At 66.2% G+C, this 13,084-nt stretch carries 17 protein-coding genes; 5 read left to right on the forward strand and 12 right to left on the reverse strand.

The window, feature by feature from the left end:
- Positions 1-3 precede the first annotated feature (3 nt).
- Together ACMGFH_RS21930 and ACMGFH_RS21935 are read right to left on the reverse strand one after the other, a co-directional pair.
- Complete coding sequence (locus ACMGFH_RS21930; protein ID WP_415383410.1) at positions 4-1,455, reverse strand: hypothetical protein; 1,452 nt, start codon at positions 1,453-1,455, stop codon at positions 4-6.
- 262 nt (positions 1,456-1,717) lie between these two features.
- Positions 1,718-2,248, reverse strand: a complete 531-nt coding sequence (locus ACMGFH_RS21935) for a DoxX family protein (protein WP_415383411.1) — start codon at positions 2,246-2,248, stop codon at positions 1,718-1,720.
- A gap of 269 nt (positions 2,249-2,517) precedes the next feature.
- On the opposite strand from ACMGFH_RS21935, the gene ACMGFH_RS21940 reads away from it, so the two are divergent.
- Positions 2,518-2,820: an oxidoreductase gene (locus ACMGFH_RS21940; protein WP_415383412.1), complete on the forward strand. Its 303-nt coding sequence runs from the start codon at positions 2,518-2,520 to the stop codon at positions 2,818-2,820.
- 299 nt (positions 2,821-3,119) lie between these two features.
- Here the strand turns inward: ACMGFH_RS21940 and ACMGFH_RS21945 are convergent, their stop codons facing one another.
- The 6 genes from ACMGFH_RS21945 to ACMGFH_RS21970 all read right to left on the reverse strand — a co-directional run bounded on the left by ACMGFH_RS21945 (position 3,120) and on the right by ACMGFH_RS21970 (position 6,846).
- Positions 3,120-3,509, reverse strand: coding sequence for a hypothetical protein (locus tag ACMGFH_RS21945; protein ID WP_415383413.1), 390 nt, complete (start codon positions 3,507-3,509; stop codon positions 3,120-3,122).
- Positions 3,509-4,549, reverse strand: a complete 1,041-nt coding sequence (locus ACMGFH_RS21950; RefSeq protein WP_415383414.1) for an NAD(P)/FAD-dependent oxidoreductase — start codon at positions 4,547-4,549, stop codon at positions 3,509-3,511. Before ACMGFH_RS21950 ends, ACMGFH_RS21945 begins: the two co-directional genes overlap by 1 nt.
- Positions 4,550-4,909 carry a thioredoxin gene (gene trxA / locus ACMGFH_RS21955; protein ID WP_415383415.1) on the reverse strand — a complete coding sequence of 120 codons (360 nt, stop codon included), beginning with the start codon at positions 4,907-4,909 and terminating at the stop codon, positions 4,550-4,552.
- Positions 4,910-5,066: 157 nt separating this feature from the next.
- Positions 5,067-5,471: a helix-turn-helix domain-containing protein gene (locus tag ACMGFH_RS21960; RefSeq protein ID WP_415383416.1), complete on the reverse strand. Its 405-nt coding sequence runs from the start codon at positions 5,469-5,471 to the stop codon at positions 5,067-5,069.
- Between the two features lie 191 nt (positions 5,472-5,662).
- Positions 5,663-6,694 (reverse strand): sulfite exporter TauE/SafE family protein, encoded by a 1,032-nt coding sequence (locus tag ACMGFH_RS21965; protein WP_415383417.1) that lies wholly within the window; start codon positions 6,692-6,694, stop codon positions 5,663-5,665.
- Positions 6,694-6,846: a hypothetical protein gene (locus ACMGFH_RS21970; protein WP_415383418.1), complete on the reverse strand. Its 153-nt coding sequence runs from the start codon at positions 6,844-6,846 to the stop codon at positions 6,694-6,696. The genes ACMGFH_RS21965 and ACMGFH_RS21970 overlap by 1 nt, the downstream gene beginning before the upstream one ends.
- A gap of 372 nt (positions 6,847-7,218) precedes the next feature.
- Between ACMGFH_RS21970 and ACMGFH_RS21975 the strand changes: the two genes are divergently transcribed.
- Positions 7,219-8,055: a universal stress protein gene (locus ACMGFH_RS21975; RefSeq protein WP_415383419.1), complete on the forward strand. Its 837-nt coding sequence runs from the start codon at positions 7,219-7,221 to the stop codon at positions 8,053-8,055.
- Between the two features lie 128 nt (positions 8,056-8,183).
- On the opposite strand, the gene ACMGFH_RS21980 is transcribed toward ACMGFH_RS21975, so the two are convergent.
- Genes ACMGFH_RS21980 through ACMGFH_RS21995 form a run of 4 tightly spaced genes read right to left on the reverse strand, consistent with a single transcriptional unit; the run spans position 8,184 to position 11,664 of the window.
- Positions 8,184-9,368, reverse strand: a complete 1,185-nt coding sequence (locus ACMGFH_RS21980) for an inorganic phosphate transporter (protein ID WP_415383420.1) — start codon at positions 9,366-9,368, stop codon at positions 8,184-8,186.
- Between the two features lie 23 nt (positions 9,369-9,391).
- Positions 9,392-9,853, reverse strand: coding sequence for a YeeE/YedE family protein (locus tag ACMGFH_RS21985; RefSeq protein ID WP_415383421.1), 462 nt, complete (start codon positions 9,851-9,853; stop codon positions 9,392-9,394).
- 2 nt (positions 9,854-9,855) lie between these two features.
- Positions 9,856-10,410 carry a YeeE/YedE family protein gene (locus ACMGFH_RS21990; protein WP_415383422.1) on the reverse strand — a complete coding sequence of 185 codons (555 nt, stop codon included), beginning with the start codon at positions 10,408-10,410 and terminating at the stop codon, positions 9,856-9,858.
- Between the two features lie 12 nt (positions 10,411-10,422).
- The gene (locus ACMGFH_RS21995) at positions 10,423-11,664 is read right to left on the reverse strand and encodes an MBL fold metallo-hydrolase (RefSeq protein WP_415383423.1); all 1,242 of its coding nucleotides are present in this window, start codon (positions 11,662-11,664) and stop codon (positions 10,423-10,425) included.
- Between the two features lie 246 nt (positions 11,665-11,910).
- Here ACMGFH_RS21995 and ACMGFH_RS22000 point away from each other — a divergent pair, with 246 nt between their 5' ends.
- Genes ACMGFH_RS22000 through ACMGFH_RS22010 form a run of 3 tightly spaced genes read left to right on the forward strand, consistent with a single transcriptional unit; the run spans position 11,911 to position 12,958 of the window.
- Positions 11,911-12,156, forward strand: coding sequence for a sulfurtransferase TusA family protein (locus ACMGFH_RS22000; protein ID WP_415383425.1), 246 nt, complete (start codon positions 11,911-11,913; stop codon positions 12,154-12,156).
- A 2-nt stretch (positions 12,157-12,158) separates the two neighbouring features.
- Positions 12,159-12,731, forward strand: a complete 573-nt coding sequence (locus ACMGFH_RS22005; RefSeq protein ID WP_415383426.1) for a DsrE/DsrF/DrsH-like family protein — start codon at positions 12,159-12,161, stop codon at positions 12,729-12,731.
- Positions 12,731-12,958 carry a HalOD1 output domain-containing protein gene (locus ACMGFH_RS22010; RefSeq protein WP_415383427.1) on the forward strand — a complete coding sequence of 76 codons (228 nt, stop codon included), beginning with the start codon at positions 12,731-12,733 and terminating at the stop codon, positions 12,956-12,958. The genes ACMGFH_RS22005 and ACMGFH_RS22010 overlap by 1 nt, the downstream gene beginning before the upstream one ends.
- Positions 12,959-13,084: the final 126 nt, after the last annotated feature.

Genomic DNA, 13,084 nt, shown 5'->3' on the forward strand with positions numbered 1-13,084 from the left:
GGCTCACCCCTCGGTGACCTCGAAGGCCATGTGCAGTGCGGGGAGCGGCCGGACCGGGTGGTTGTCGAGGTACGACAGGTGGGGCCTGACGTCGAACTCCGGCTGGTCCTCCTGCATATCGAAGAGGCTCGGGTAGATGTCGATGAAGTGGTAGCCGGGTTCGCCGGCGGCCCGCAGCTTCGCGCGGACGGTGCCCTGCTTGTCGTCGCCGGCGGTCCCGCAGACGTAGCCCAGCGGCGTGTTGTCGTAGACGAAGAAGGGCGCGTTCTCGTAGATGGTCCAGCCGATGCCGGAGAGTTCGATCTCGATCTCGGTGCCGACGGGTCCCCGGACGGGCGCGAACGTCTCGATCGAGGGCTGCATCATGAAGCCGGTCACCGCGACCTCCCGACCGTCTACGGCGGCGGTGATCGGACGGGTCGACCCCTCTTCGCGGGGGACGGCAACCTCGACCTGGAAGCTCCCGTCGTCGTCGGTGGTTACGGTCGGGAGCACGTCCGGTTTCGGTTCCGGCGTGATCGGGATCCCCTTGACGCGGTGACCTTCGTGGCGGTACCAGATCAGGTCGACCTCGGTGTCGGGCGGGAAGTCGGTGCCGGTGAGAAACGCGGTCGTCCCCGCCTGCCCGGAGGTCGGAGAGATCTCCAGCTGGGCCTCGGTGTCGTCGTCGTCGAGTTCCGGGTAGTGGACGCTCATTGGCTGCTCGTCCAGCAGCGGGTCGACCCAGGCGGTCCGCGGCGACTCGTCGGGTTCGGTCACCTCGACCGTCCAGACCGACTGCCGCCCCCCGGCGACCGGGCCGTACGGCGACTGCGTGTTGTTCTGGAGGTAGGGGACGCCCTTGTAGTTGCGCCACACCTGGACGACGTGCTCGCCCGGCGGGCCGACCGCCCGGATCTCCGCGGTCGCGGTCCCGCGGTTCATCACGCCGGTCATGAACCCGACGTTGCCGTTGTCCCACGAGACCTGATAGTTGTTCGTGACGACGTTCGGGCCGATACCGTAGCCGGTGATCGTGAACGCCTCGCCCAGCGGCGCCTCCGTGCGGTCGATCTCGAACCACGGGGTGATCGAGAACTCCGAGCGCGCGACGACGTTCCCGTCGCCGGTTTGCACCTGGACCCGGTGTGCGCCGCCGTAGTCTTCAGGGACCGTCCATTCCTCGTCGAACTCGCCGGAGTCGTCCGTCCGAACCGTGGCGATCGTGTCGGTGCGGGGCTGATACTGCGGGCCGACGATCTCGTTGGCTTCGAGCACGCCCCACCGGCCCTCGGTCGAGTTCCAGACCACCTCGTACTCCTCGTCGGCCGGGAAGTTCCGGCCCTTGAGCGTGACCGTGTCGCCGACGTACCCCTCCTGGTCGCTCAGCACTAGCGTCCCGTCCGAGTCACTGCCGCTCCGGTGACGTTTGAGCGTCTCTCTGAGGCTGCCGGACACTCCTGTCTCGTCGTCCATGTGCGACAGTTCGGTCCCCCAGCGAATACGTCCATCCCGGATTGTCCGCTGACGGTGGACACGGCAAGAGTTAAATGAGATCTCGACCGCCGTGGGACGACGCCGGCGCCGCAGATCTGCGTCGTGGCGTCGCGCCCCGAGAGCGGCTTCGCGGCCGGGAGGAGTTCCAGCCGCCGGTGCCGGACCACGGTCCGCTCGCCCGGTCGCTGGCGGCCATAGAATGGGTGCGAGACAGCCCACCGGAAAAAAGAGGGCGGTGCCGTCAGCCGAGAAACAGGCGCAATCGGGGGTTCTCTTCGACGATATCCAGTTCCTCGAGCCGGTCGTCGAGGCCGAGGATCCGACCGGATCCGAACGCGCCGAGTCCGAACAGCAACAGCGCATAGACGATGTGGTCGTCGATCACCAGGCCGTTCTCGAGCGGCAGCGCTGCCGCCCAGTAGAACAGCATCATCACGGCGCCCCAGAAAGCGCTGAAGCGGACGAACGCGCCGAGTATCAGCGCGAGCCCGATGAGCGTCAGTCCCACCTGGTTCATCGGCGTCAGTAGCCACGCCCAGTCGTTGGCCATGACGGTCCACATGCCGGTAAACGGGTTGCCCTCGGGTATCGCGTGCAGCAGGAAGCCGCGGACGCTCCACTCCGGGTCGAGGACCTTCGTGATCCCGGCGTAGAAGAACGTCCAGCCCATGATCACGCGCAGCGAGAACAGCGCGTAGCCGATCCACGTCTCGGAGTACGTGAACTGCACGTCCCAGCCGAACACCTTGGATTCGAGTTCTCTGGTAGCCATCCGTACGGTACTAGCTTCTCCGACCGGGGCAATAAGCCGTGACGTGATTCCCATCGCCTGGGATCGAACCGCTCGCGACGGACCGCTCGTCGGAGTCGCGAACGGCGGTTCGGGCACGGAGAGCCGTTCTCGACGACTGGGAACTGCGACGCCGTTTGAAGATGTTCGCACCGGTAGGTACAGGTAGCCGTCGAAGGCGACCTCGCGAGTACCGAACCGAGTCGATCCGTCCGGGCTCCGAACCGCGTCAGCCGACAGCCACTGTGACCATGCCACCAACCCTTCCACTGTCGACCGTGATCGTCACCGTGACGACGGCGACGGTCATCTTCGGGAGCATCATCTCGTATTACGCACACCGGGCCGCGAATCGGAGAGCGTCGCGCTCGCTCCGGCTGTTCAGCTACGGCTTCGCTGCGATCACACTCGGACTGCTGCTGGGTGCCCTCGGCGCCGTCGTGTTCGGACTGGACGCGGAGGGGACGCTACTCGTGCAGGGGTTCCTCGTGGCGCCAGGGTTCGTCCTGTTGTTCGGATCGCTATACGATCTACCACGACCGTCGCACACGTGAGGCTCGTCCGCCTCGGTCCCGGCACCGGTCTATCGATTCTCGTGAGGAGCCCACCCCGCTTCCGTTCGCCGAGAGATCCGTTCGTACTGCTACGCCACGATACGATCGCCGCGCGGACCACGTTGCACCGCCCGGGCGTCTCCAGCCGATCGACGGTGTTGCGGCGCTGTCGCCGACCGGACACCGGCCTCTCGTTCGGCTCTGCGATTTCCGATCCAGTGAGGGCGCAATTCGCTGTGTCGACGTGCTGAAAACGCGTTTTCAGCGATCGACGCGACGGTCGCAGTCACGTCAGATCGTCACTCGGAACTGTCCACCGATCCGTCGCCGGCGTCGACCAGCGAGCTCCGCGGGACGACCTCGATCGCCGTCTCCGAACCGATAGCAGACCCGCCCGCGATCCGTTCGACGCGCAGGATCACGTCTTCCGGATTCGCGCACCCGCAGTTGACGAACTCCTCCCACTCGTCACCGAGCTCGACCGGGCCGGCGTGGGCCCAGCGGAGGTACCGTCGATAGGTGTGTTCGGTCATGTTCTCCTGGAGCCACTCGCTGTCGGCGATCCACCACTCGTCGTCTTCGTCGGGGTCGGTCTCCGGTGACCGGAACGAGACGACGACTCGGTCCGCCTGATCCTCGACGGTCGACGGGTCGGTCGTGTTCACGTTCCGTCGTCGGGTCGTTCCCATCAGTCACCGGCCTCCGTGGGGATCGGTTCGGCGCTCTCCGCCGGGACGGACGCGCTCGACTCGATCCACTCCTCGGCGTCTAGCGCGGCCATACTACCCATGCCGGCGGCGGTGACCGCCTGCTGGTAGTCGGGGTCCATCACGTCACCCGCGGCGAAGACGCCGTCGACGACCGTCTCCGTGGTCGCCCAGGCGTCGTCGGCCCGCGCCGTCTGCACGTAACCGCTGTCGTCGAGTTCGACGGGAGTGTCGCGGAGGAACGCCGTGTTGGGCTCGTGACCGATGGCGTAGAAGACGCCACTGACGTCGACTTCCTCGACGGCGACGTCCGTTCCGTCCTCGTGCCGCTCTTTCGGGTACCCGTCGGGATGCGAGGCAATTCGCGCGCCGGTGACGCCCTCGTCCGGCGACCCGTCGATCGCGAGCAGTTCAGTGTTCCAGGCGAACTCGATATCGTCGTGTTCGCGGACGCGGTCGACCATGATCTCCGATGCTCGAAGTTCCTCGCGGCGATGCAGGACGGTCACCGAATCGGCGAACTTCGCGAGGAAGAGCGCCTCCTCCATCGCGCTGTCGCCGCCTCCGACGACCAGGACGTCGTCGCCTCTGTGGAACGCGCCGTCGCAGGTGGCACAGGTCGACAGTCCGTATCCCATCAGCTCGTCTTCGCCGTCGGCACCGACCCAGCGGGCGCTGGCGCCCGTCGCGACGACGAGTGCACGCGTCCGGATCGTCTCACCCGTCGAGAGCGAGAGTTCCAGGGGATGCCCGTCGAGGTCGGCCGCTTCGATGCCCCCGTGCTGGAACTCCGCGCCGAACTGCTTGGCCTGCTCTTTCCCGCGCTGGACGAGTTCCATCCCGCCGACGCCCTCGGGGAAGCCGAGGTAGTTCTCGACGTCGGTGGTGAGCGTCAGCTGCCCGCCCGGCTCGTCGCCCTCGAGGACGAGGGGGTCGAGATCCGCACGGGCGGCGTACACGGCGGCCGAGAGGCCGGAGACACCCGATCCAGCGATCACCAGGTCCTGTGTGTCCGTACTCATTTATTCGGTGTACCTCTCGATCAGCGACCGCAGCTGGTCTTCGCCCTGCACGCCGACCACTTCCTCGACCTGCTCGCCGTCGGCGAACAGGACGAGCGTCGGCACGCCGCGGACGCCGTATGCGCCCGCGAGCGGCTGGTTGGCGTCGACGTCGACCTTCGCCACGGCCGCGTCGGTCTCGGTCGCGAGCGAGTCGACGACCGGCTCCAGCATCTTGCACGGGCCACACCAGTCGGCGTAGAAGTCCGTGAGGACCACGTCGTTGTCGGCGACGAACTCGTCGAGTTCGTCCTGTCCGTCGATGTGGACGGGGTCGGTCGGCGTCGTCGAACTCGCTTCGGATGCGGTATCTGCTGTCATCACTACCGTCTACGCCCCACCAGTAATTAAGGGTTTTGGCTGTATTGCACAATACTATATGGATCGACGGACGGGTCGCTCGTTCGAAGCAAATCGCCAGAGCGGTCGCTCGTTCGACAGGGGCGGCGAAGAAACTCGTTCGACAGAGAGCGGTCGACTACCCTTCGATCGACTGGGCCGTCGCGGCTTCCTGGTCGTACTTATCCTCGAACTCCTGGATGAGCTGGCCCATCTTGGCGTACCAGTCGTTGAGCATCCGCTGCATGTCGTCGGCGATCTTTGAGGGGTCGGTCGGCTTGTACACGTGGTAGTACCCGCCCTGGTCGTAGTTCACCTGTTCTTTCTGGATGAATCCAGCCTGGAGGAGCCGCTGGACGGCTCGATAGGCGGTCGAGCGCTCGCGGTCGACGGACTCGGCCAGTTCGTCGACGGTGAGCGGCTCTTCGGCGGTGACGAGCGCCCGGAAGCACTCCTTGTCGAGTTCCTTCAGCCCGTGGAAACACTCGAGGAGGCCCTCACAGACCATGTCCTGCCGGAGTTGTTCAGACATCGAATCTGGCATCGGTATCAGGAGAGCGTACGGAATACGCGGTTATAAGACTTGTGCACGGTCCGCACAATTGTATCCACGGAACCCGGACGGACGAACTGTGGGCCCGGTGTCCGCGAACGAACTGTCGGCCCGGCACCGGCGCACGGACGGCAGGTCCTGCACCGGCGAACGGCCGACGGGCGTGGGGTCGACGGGCGCCGCTAGTCCGCGGTACTCGTCGCGGTGGCGGACTCGGTACGGAGTGCTCGAACGGAACTGACGACGACGGCTCCGGACACCAGCGCCGCCGCACCGAGGATGATGACCAGCGAGACGGTCTGGAGCACGGGCACATCCGCGAACTCTCCGACTTTCCGGATTGCGACGGCGAGCGCGCCGAGCAGGAGCATCACGCCGAAGTACACCTTGATCTCGTCTTCGTCGACCAGGCTGGTCGCCGCGGCGCCGAGGCGGGCCCCCAGCGCGCTGCCGGCGAGCAGCGGGACGACGATAGAGAGGTCGACCGCGCCGTCCATCGCGTACAGGAAGCTCCCGATACCGCCCGAGAAGACGATCTCGAAGAGGTCCGTCCCGACCGCGACTGGGACCGGGACGCCGACGAGGTAGAACAGGGCGGGCATGCGGATGAACCCGCCTCCTACGCCGAGGAAGCCCGACAGCAGCCCGGTGGCGAACGCGACCACGAGGATCATCCACAGGGACACCGAGATCCCGCCGCGGAGATTCATCATCGGGGGGATCCGGTAGGACTGGATCCTCTTCGCGATGTCGGGGATGTCGTCGCCGTCGATCTCCCCGTCGGCCTCGTCGTGGCTGATGCCGCCGCCGCCGTCTCCTCTCGTCGCGGTGTAGGTGATGAACACCCCGATCCCGCCGAGGAGACCGACGTAGATGATACTCACCACTGTGTCGGCGAGTCCGATCTCCTGGAGCCAGTGGAGACCGATCTTCCCGACCTCGATGCCCGCGGTCGTGCCTGCGATCATGAGGACGCCGAGCTTGTAGTCGACCTGCCCGAGGTCCCGGTGTTTCAGGGTCGCGATCACGGACGTCGCGAAGACGAACGCCAGCCCGGAGGCGACGGCGACGTTGGTGTCGTACCCCATCACCATGAGCGCGGGCGTGACGAGGAACGAACCCCCCATCCCGAAGAAGCCGAACAGGAGGCCGATCAGGACGCCGAACCCGGCGAACAGTGCGAGCAACGTCACTGCGACGCCGAACAGTTCCATCACGAATCCCCCCGTAGCGCTTCGACGAGCGCCGGTCCGACCAGGCGTTCGAGGAGCCCGTATCCGACGTACAGGACGATCGCTTCGAGCAGGACGACTCCGATGACGAGGGCCGCGCCACCGACGCCGGTTGCGCTCTCAAGCCCGAACATCGGTCGTCCCCCCGCTGGATATTGCGTGATTCATGGATTTCTACTCACGTCCCGGTAATCCACTGCGCCACATAACGGTTTTGGAACTAGCGCACAATATTACTGCAACGGATGGCACAGCTAACCCACCGAAATACATCCGTACGTTACGGAAATATAGGCCTGTTCGAGTCGATCCGTGACGGGCCGAAAGGCGACCAGAAAATCGTTCGCGCGCGGATACTGCTCCCGAACGGTCGGGCCGATCGAGGCTCCAGTTCCCAACCAGTTCGTGAACACGTCCTCGCCCCGGATCCGGATCTCGGGCCAGTCTCTAACACATTGTATTGGAAATACCAAACAATATTATGCGCCGGGACCGTGTTCTCGAGTATGAGAGCGATCTACGCGACCGACCTCTCGGCGGCGAGCGAAGCGGCCATCGAGAACGAGACCTGCCTGGAGTGCCTCGAACGGATCGGCGTCGAGACGATTCACTTGGTCACGGTCGTTCCGGCGAACGTGCACGCCGGGATGCCGGGGATGGACCTCGAAGCGCGACGCCGACGCGGCCTCGACCGGTACCGGGACGTGATGGAATCGGCCGGGTTTGGCGTCGAGACCCACGTCGTCCGCGGGACGCCGTACCGCCGCATCAACGGCATCGCGGAGACGGTTCGCGCGGACCTGACGATCGTCGGTTCCCGGGGACAGAGCCCGCTCGCGAACCGCGTGATCGGTTCGACCGCCCGGAACCTCGCCCGGACGACCGTCGTCCCGTTACTCGTGAACCGGGTCGAACGCGACGACGACGACCCCCAGGTGCTCCGCGAGCACCTCTTCCAGCGGGTCCTCTTCGCGACGGACTTCTCGGACAACGCCGAGCGGGCCTTCGACTCGTTCTCGTACCTCCGCCACGCGACCCAGGAGGCGACGCTCGTCCACGTGGAATCGCCGAAAGACCAGAGCGAGACTGACCCCGAATCGGCGCTTTCGGACCTCGCCGAAACGCTCGAAGGCTGGGACATCGATACCGAGATCGAGATCCGACAGGGAGACCCGGCCGAAGAAATTCTCGACGTCGAAGCGGCGGTCACGCCCACCACGACGCTGGTCGGGTCGCGCGGGCGGAGCCGACTTCGACGGCTGATGCTCGGGAGCGTCTCCGAGGAAGTGGTCGCCCAGGCCAGGGGGAACGTCTACCTGGTCCCGCCGCCCCGCACGGTCTGAAGACACGGCCCGTCCCCCGTCGAGTCGGGGGACTGCGCGCGCGACGGTTCGCGTCGTCTCGGTTTCTGGTACCAGAGCGCTGATCGGCAGCAGATACAGCAGACCCAACCGTGGGTCCGCACAGGGTGCTACGACGCCACTGGGAGGAGCGCTATCGCACCGTAGCCGAGGACGAACGCGACGCCGAACGACGCGACCCACGCACCGACGGTCACGAGGATCTTTCTCGCGCTGATCGCGTCACCGCCGCCCACGGCCGCGCCGCTCCCGATGATCGCGCTGACGACGATCTCGTTGAACGACACGGGGACGCCGAGCAGGACGGCGAGCTGGGCGATCAGGAACGACGGGACGAGCGCGGCGATCGACCGTCGCGGGCCGAGCGAGGAGTAGTCCTGCGCCAGCGACTTGATCATCCGCGGCGCGCCTGTCCACGAACCGACGAGGATGCCGAGGCCGCCCCCGGCGAGGAGGGCGAACGACGAGACCAGCGTCACGTCGTCGAGGATCGGGAGCAGCGGTCCGACCGCGAGCCCCACTTGGCTGCCGCCCGCGGAGAACGCGACGAGCGACCCGAGGGCCAGTAACATTCGCCTGAGTCCGTCGGCCTCGTCGCGGCGGACGTCCCAGGAGACCAGCCCGGCGACCGCCACGGCCACGAACAGGGAGATGGCCGCTGTCGCGCCGAGGCCGTCGAGACCGAGGAGTCGTCGTGCGACGGCTGCGAGGGACCCCGGCGTCCCGTTCGGGCCGAGGAATCCGAACTCGACGTTCGCGAGGACCGCGCCGACGATCCCGGCCAGGAGGGCGACGCTGTACCGTTCTGGAACGTCGGGTCGGGGGAGCAGGCTTGCGATCGCGAACGCGATGCCGCCGCCGACGAACGGCGTCAGTACCCAGACGGTGCCGATCTCGACGTACTTCGGCCAGACGGGTGAGCCGCCGAGCGCGAGTCCGACGCCGACGACCGAACCGGTGACCGTGAACGCCGTCGCGATGGGGTAGCCCGTCTTGATGCCGACCGCCATGAGTCCCGCTCCGATCGTCAGGACGGCGATGACGCCCGTGACCGGCAGCGTTACGCCACCGATCAGGCCGCGACCGACGGCCTCCGAGACGTTCGCTCCCTGCGTGACGGCGCCGGCGAGTCCGAGGAGTCCCACGACGAACGCCGCTCGCATCGTCGAGATGGCGTTGGCGCCGACGGCGGGTGCGAACGGCGTCGCGCCGCTCGAACCCGCACCGATGACCCACGCCATGAACAGGCTCGCCAGTCCGGCGAGTACGAACAGCGCGACGAGTGAGACGTTCATCAGTGTTCAGAAAGTGAGAGCGGTTAGTCTGCCGCCGACGCGGCGGCGTCCGTCTCCGCGGGACGACTCCGCCAGTACCCCTGGACGTACGCGCCGAGGAACATCCCGGCGAGCGCCCAGAGGATCGCGACGTTACCCGTCCCGAGGCTGGCGTAGGCGGCGCCCGGGCAGATACCCGACAGCCCCCAGCCGACGCCGAAGATGGCGCCGCCGACGAGGACGTTCCGGTCGAAGGACTTCAACCGTCGCTCGTAGGCATCGCCGGTCAGCGGGGCACTGTCGCGTATCCGGGGCACCAGTGCGAAGGCGATCCCGGAGACGATGGCCGCGCCGAACATGACGAACAGCAGTCCGAAGTCCTCGAACTGGAGGAAATCCAGTACGACCTCCGGCCGCGCCATGTGGCTGAATCCGAGTCCGAACCCGAAGATCAGGCCGCCGAGGAGTATCAGCGGCATGAACAGGGGATGACGATTCGCGCTCACGGTTACGGTGTCACCCCCAGTGCCGAGACGACCTGGGCCGTCCCGATTGCCACCGTCAGGAACGTTATCACGCCGGCGATGGACGTCTTCGAAGCCGATCCGACGCCACAGACGCCGTGACCTGACGTGCAGCCCTTGCCGAGCCTGGTTCCGATCCCGACCAGGATGCCGCCGACGAACAGCCGCCACGGCTGGACGGTCGTCGACCAGAGCGTCACGCCGCCGACGTCGTACAGCTGTCCGGTGGTTCCCGACTGGTAGAGCGAACTCGACACCAGCCCGGACTGGACCGTCGCCGCGAACGCGAGTCCGCCGAGGACGATCCCGAGCGTGAACACGACGCGCCAGTCCCGGGAGGCGACGTACCGCTGGAACCGCGACTGGTCCGAGACGTACGACAGCGTCGACTCGAGGAACGTGCTCGCACCGGCGGCGATCCCGGTCCCGAGGTAGATCACGACGGCGCCGAGTCCGACGAGGAACCCGCCGACAGCGTAGCGACTGATCCCGTTCGGGAACAGGTCGGCGGCAAGCTGGAGTGGTGCTGGTTCGATCACGGACGGTCCTCGTTAGTCACCGGCGAGCGACTCCTGGCTCGCGGCGCAGTTGTTCGGGCCGAGTTCGAGGGTGAACGCTTCCTCGTCGTCGACCGCGTGCTGTCCGAGGTTCGTTGCGATGATGTCCTCGTAGTTGGCCGGACGGGGCGGCATGTCCGAGAGGATCAGGTCGACGAACTCGTCTTCGTCCATCGTCAGGGCGTCCATCTCTGCGACCAGGTCGCCGATCGGCGCGGTGTAGGTCCCGTCGTCGTCGGGGACCGCGGCGTCGCTGAAGTGCGCGCCGCCGACGAGCGTGTCGTCGGGGAGATTCAGGACGCGCTCCTGGAGCGATTCGTACAGCATGCGCGCGGCGTCGGGCGCGCCGTCGTCACCTTCTTCGAGGTCGGGACGGGCGACCGACTCGATGAACAGCCCGTCGCCGGTCGCGAGCAGGCTGTCGTCGACGAGATAGGAGGTCATGCCGGTCGTGTGACCGGGCGTGTAGACGGCCTCGATGGTGGCGTCGCCGACCTCGAAGACATCGCCGTCCTCGGCGGTGGTCAGTTCGTCGGCGTCCTGCCGAGCCTGCGAGGCAGGGCTCGTGGAACTTCGTTCCGCGGCGTACGTGACGCCGCGGTCGACCGCCGCCGCGGGGATGACGCCCTCGACGCCCTCCTCGTCGAGGTCGCGGACGCCCGAGATGTGGTCTGCGTGGATGTGCGTGTCGAGCGCGTACTCGATGTCGACACCGAGGTCGTCGGCGTCTTCGAGGTAGCGGTCGGTGAACGCACGCAGGGGGTCGATGATCGCGGCTTCGCCGTCGTCGTAGAGCAGGTAGCCCAGACAGCCCGACGAGGGCCGCTGGTACTGGAGGAGCGTGCCGGCGCCGTCGTAGTCGGTGACCTCGACGGCCTCGTAGATGCTCGCCCAGCCGTTCATGCCGTCTTCGAGGTGGTCGACGTCGTAGCCGCGCTCGGCCAGCGAGCCGGCGACGAACTCGCTGGCGCCGCCCTTGGCACAGAGGACAGTCACTTCGCGGTCGGCGGGGATCTGTTCGAGAACGGCGTCGTCGATCTCGTCTTCGAGGAACTCGAAGTACGGGACGTTGATCGATTCGACGGTCTCGCCGTCGATGCGCCACTCCTCGTAGTCCGATTGCATGCGCGCGTCGAGGAGCGTGACGTCCTCGCCGTCGTCGATGCGCCGCTTGAGCGTTTCCGGATCGGTACTCTCCACTTCGACGTCCGGCGTCGGGAAGTCTTCTGCGTTCATGTCGTACACCCCTACCTACTGGATTGGGACACAAAAGCGTTTGCATAGAAATCCATAGATTACACAATACCAATGCGGCGTTGTGGCGGCGGGAATCTAGAATAGAGTGGTAAGGGCGTGAAGGGACTAATACAGCCGGTCTTGATACACGGGGTGTTTATGATAAACACAAGAACCAACATTCTTTTAACCGTGGCAACGGTATTGTGCATTAGCTCCAAGACAGACCAACGGAGCAGATCAACCATGAGTGCAGAATTCGACATCACGGAGACGCTCGACGTGAAAGGTGTATCGTGTCCCATGCCGGTAGTCAAGACGAAGTCCGCCGTGGACGAGCTCGACGAGGGCGACGTCCTCGAAGTGCTCGCGACGGACTCCGGTAGCATGAGCGACATCGACGGCTGGGCCGAGGGGACCGACGGGGTCGAACTGGTAGATCAGGTCGAGGCCGACGACGTGTACAGACACTACGTGCGCAAGACGGAGTAAGAATGAGTACGGACACACCCGACGCGCCGGCCGACGACGCCCCCTCGCGTGCGGAGCTCGCCGCGCGCGTCGAAGAGTTGGAGACCGCGCTCGCGGACGCCACCAGCGAGGACGACACGCAGAAGATGTCCATCATCGCGACGAAGGGGACACTCGACATGGCGTATCCCCCGCTCATCCTCGCGAGCACGGCGGCCGCGTTCGGGTACGACGTGACGGTCTTCCACACGTTCTGGGGACTGGACATCCTCCACGAGGAACGGTCGAAGGACCTCAAGCTGAGTTCCGTCGGTAATCCCAACATGCCGGTCCCGAACGTCGTCGGCGCGCTCCCCGGGATGGATCGCGTCACGACCTCGATGATGGAGAAGAAGATCGACGACAACGACACCGCCACCATCGAGGAGCTCATCGAAACCTCTCTGGACATGGGCGTCGAGTTCCAGGCCTGCCAGATGACGATCGAGCTGATGGATTACGACGAAGACGACTTCTACGACGGCGTCACCACCGGTGTCGGCGCCGCAACGGCGATCCAGGACATGGCCGATGCGGACATCCAACTGCTCGTCTGATGGAACTGACGAACCGCGCCCCCTCCCACCGAATCGTCGCGGCAATCGCCGAGGAAGCGGGCGTCGATCCCGGCGAACTGGCCCCGCCGCTCGCTGACGTCGTCGACCCGGACGCACTCGACGCGCTGTTGGACCGATCCGACCCCGACGCCGCGGTCGCGATCCGCTTCCAGTACCGGGGGTCCGAGGTCGTCGCCCACGCGGATGGCAACGTGGACATCCAGTAGTTTTCGGGGCAGGCGTCCCCCCTGCCGACCTGAGCCGCCAGCGGCCGCGCTCTCTTCTACGCCCGCCGACGCCGACCGAGCTTCTCCGTTCCCGCCGGCGAGCCGGTCGCGCGCGGTCGAACATCG

The organism is Halosimplex rarum, assembly GCF_047715405.1.
Classification (GTDB): Archaea; Halobacteriota; Halobacteria; order Halobacteriales; family Haloarculaceae; genus Halosimplex; species Halosimplex rarum.

Coding starts and splice junctions, on each gene's coding strand:
- ACMGFH_RS21935 (WP_415383411.1), bottom strand. CDS start 2,248: ATGGCTACCAGAGAACTCGAATCCAAGGTGTTCGGCTGGGACGTGCAG.
- ACMGFH_RS21970 (WP_415383418.1), bottom strand. CDS start 6,846: ATGTTCGGGCTTGAGAGCGCAACCGGCGTCGGTGGCGCGGCCCTCGTC.
- ACMGFH_RS21980 (WP_415383420.1), bottom strand. CDS start 9,368: ATGAACGTCTCACTCGTCGCGCTGTTCGTACTCGCCGGACTGGCGAGC.
- ACMGFH_RS21950 (WP_415383414.1), bottom strand. CDS start 4,549: ATGAGTACGGACACACAGGACCTGGTGATCGCTGGATCGGGTGTCTCC.
- ACMGFH_RS21960 (WP_415383416.1), bottom strand. CDS start 5,471: ATGCCAGATTCGATGTCTGAACAACTCCGGCAGGACATGGTCTGTGAG.
- ACMGFH_RS21930 (WP_415383410.1), bottom strand. CDS start 1,455: ATGGACGACGAGACAGGAGTGTCCGGCAGCCTCAGAGAGACGCTCAAA.
- ACMGFH_RS21965 (WP_415383417.1), bottom strand. CDS start 6,694: ATGGAACTGTTCGGCGTCGCAGTGACGTTGCTCGCACTGTTCGCCGGG.
- ACMGFH_RS22000 (WP_415383425.1), top strand. CDS start 11,911: ATGAGTGCAGAATTCGACATCACGGAGACGCTCGACGTGAAAGGTGTA.
- trxA (WP_415383415.1), bottom strand. CDS start 4,909: ATGACAGCAGATACCGCATCCGAAGCGAGTTCGACGACGCCGACCGAC.
- ACMGFH_RS22010 (WP_415383427.1), top strand. CDS start 12,731: ATGGAACTGACGAACCGCGCCCCCTCCCACCGAATCGTCGCGGCAATC.
- ACMGFH_RS22005 (WP_415383426.1), top strand. CDS start 12,159: ATGAGTACGGACACACCCGACGCGCCGGCCGACGACGCCCCCTCGCGT.
- ACMGFH_RS21995 (WP_415383423.1), bottom strand. CDS start 11,664: ATGAACGCAGAAGACTTCCCGACGCCGGACGTCGAAGTGGAGAGTACC.
- ACMGFH_RS21945 (WP_415383413.1), bottom strand. CDS start 3,509: ATGGGAACGACCCGACGACGGAACGTGAACACGACCGACCCGTCGACC.
- ACMGFH_RS21940 (WP_415383412.1), top strand. CDS start 2,518: ATGCCACCAACCCTTCCACTGTCGACCGTGATCGTCACCGTGACGACG.
- ACMGFH_RS21975 (WP_415383419.1), top strand. CDS start 7,219: ATGAGAGCGATCTACGCGACCGACCTCTCGGCGGCGAGCGAAGCGGCC.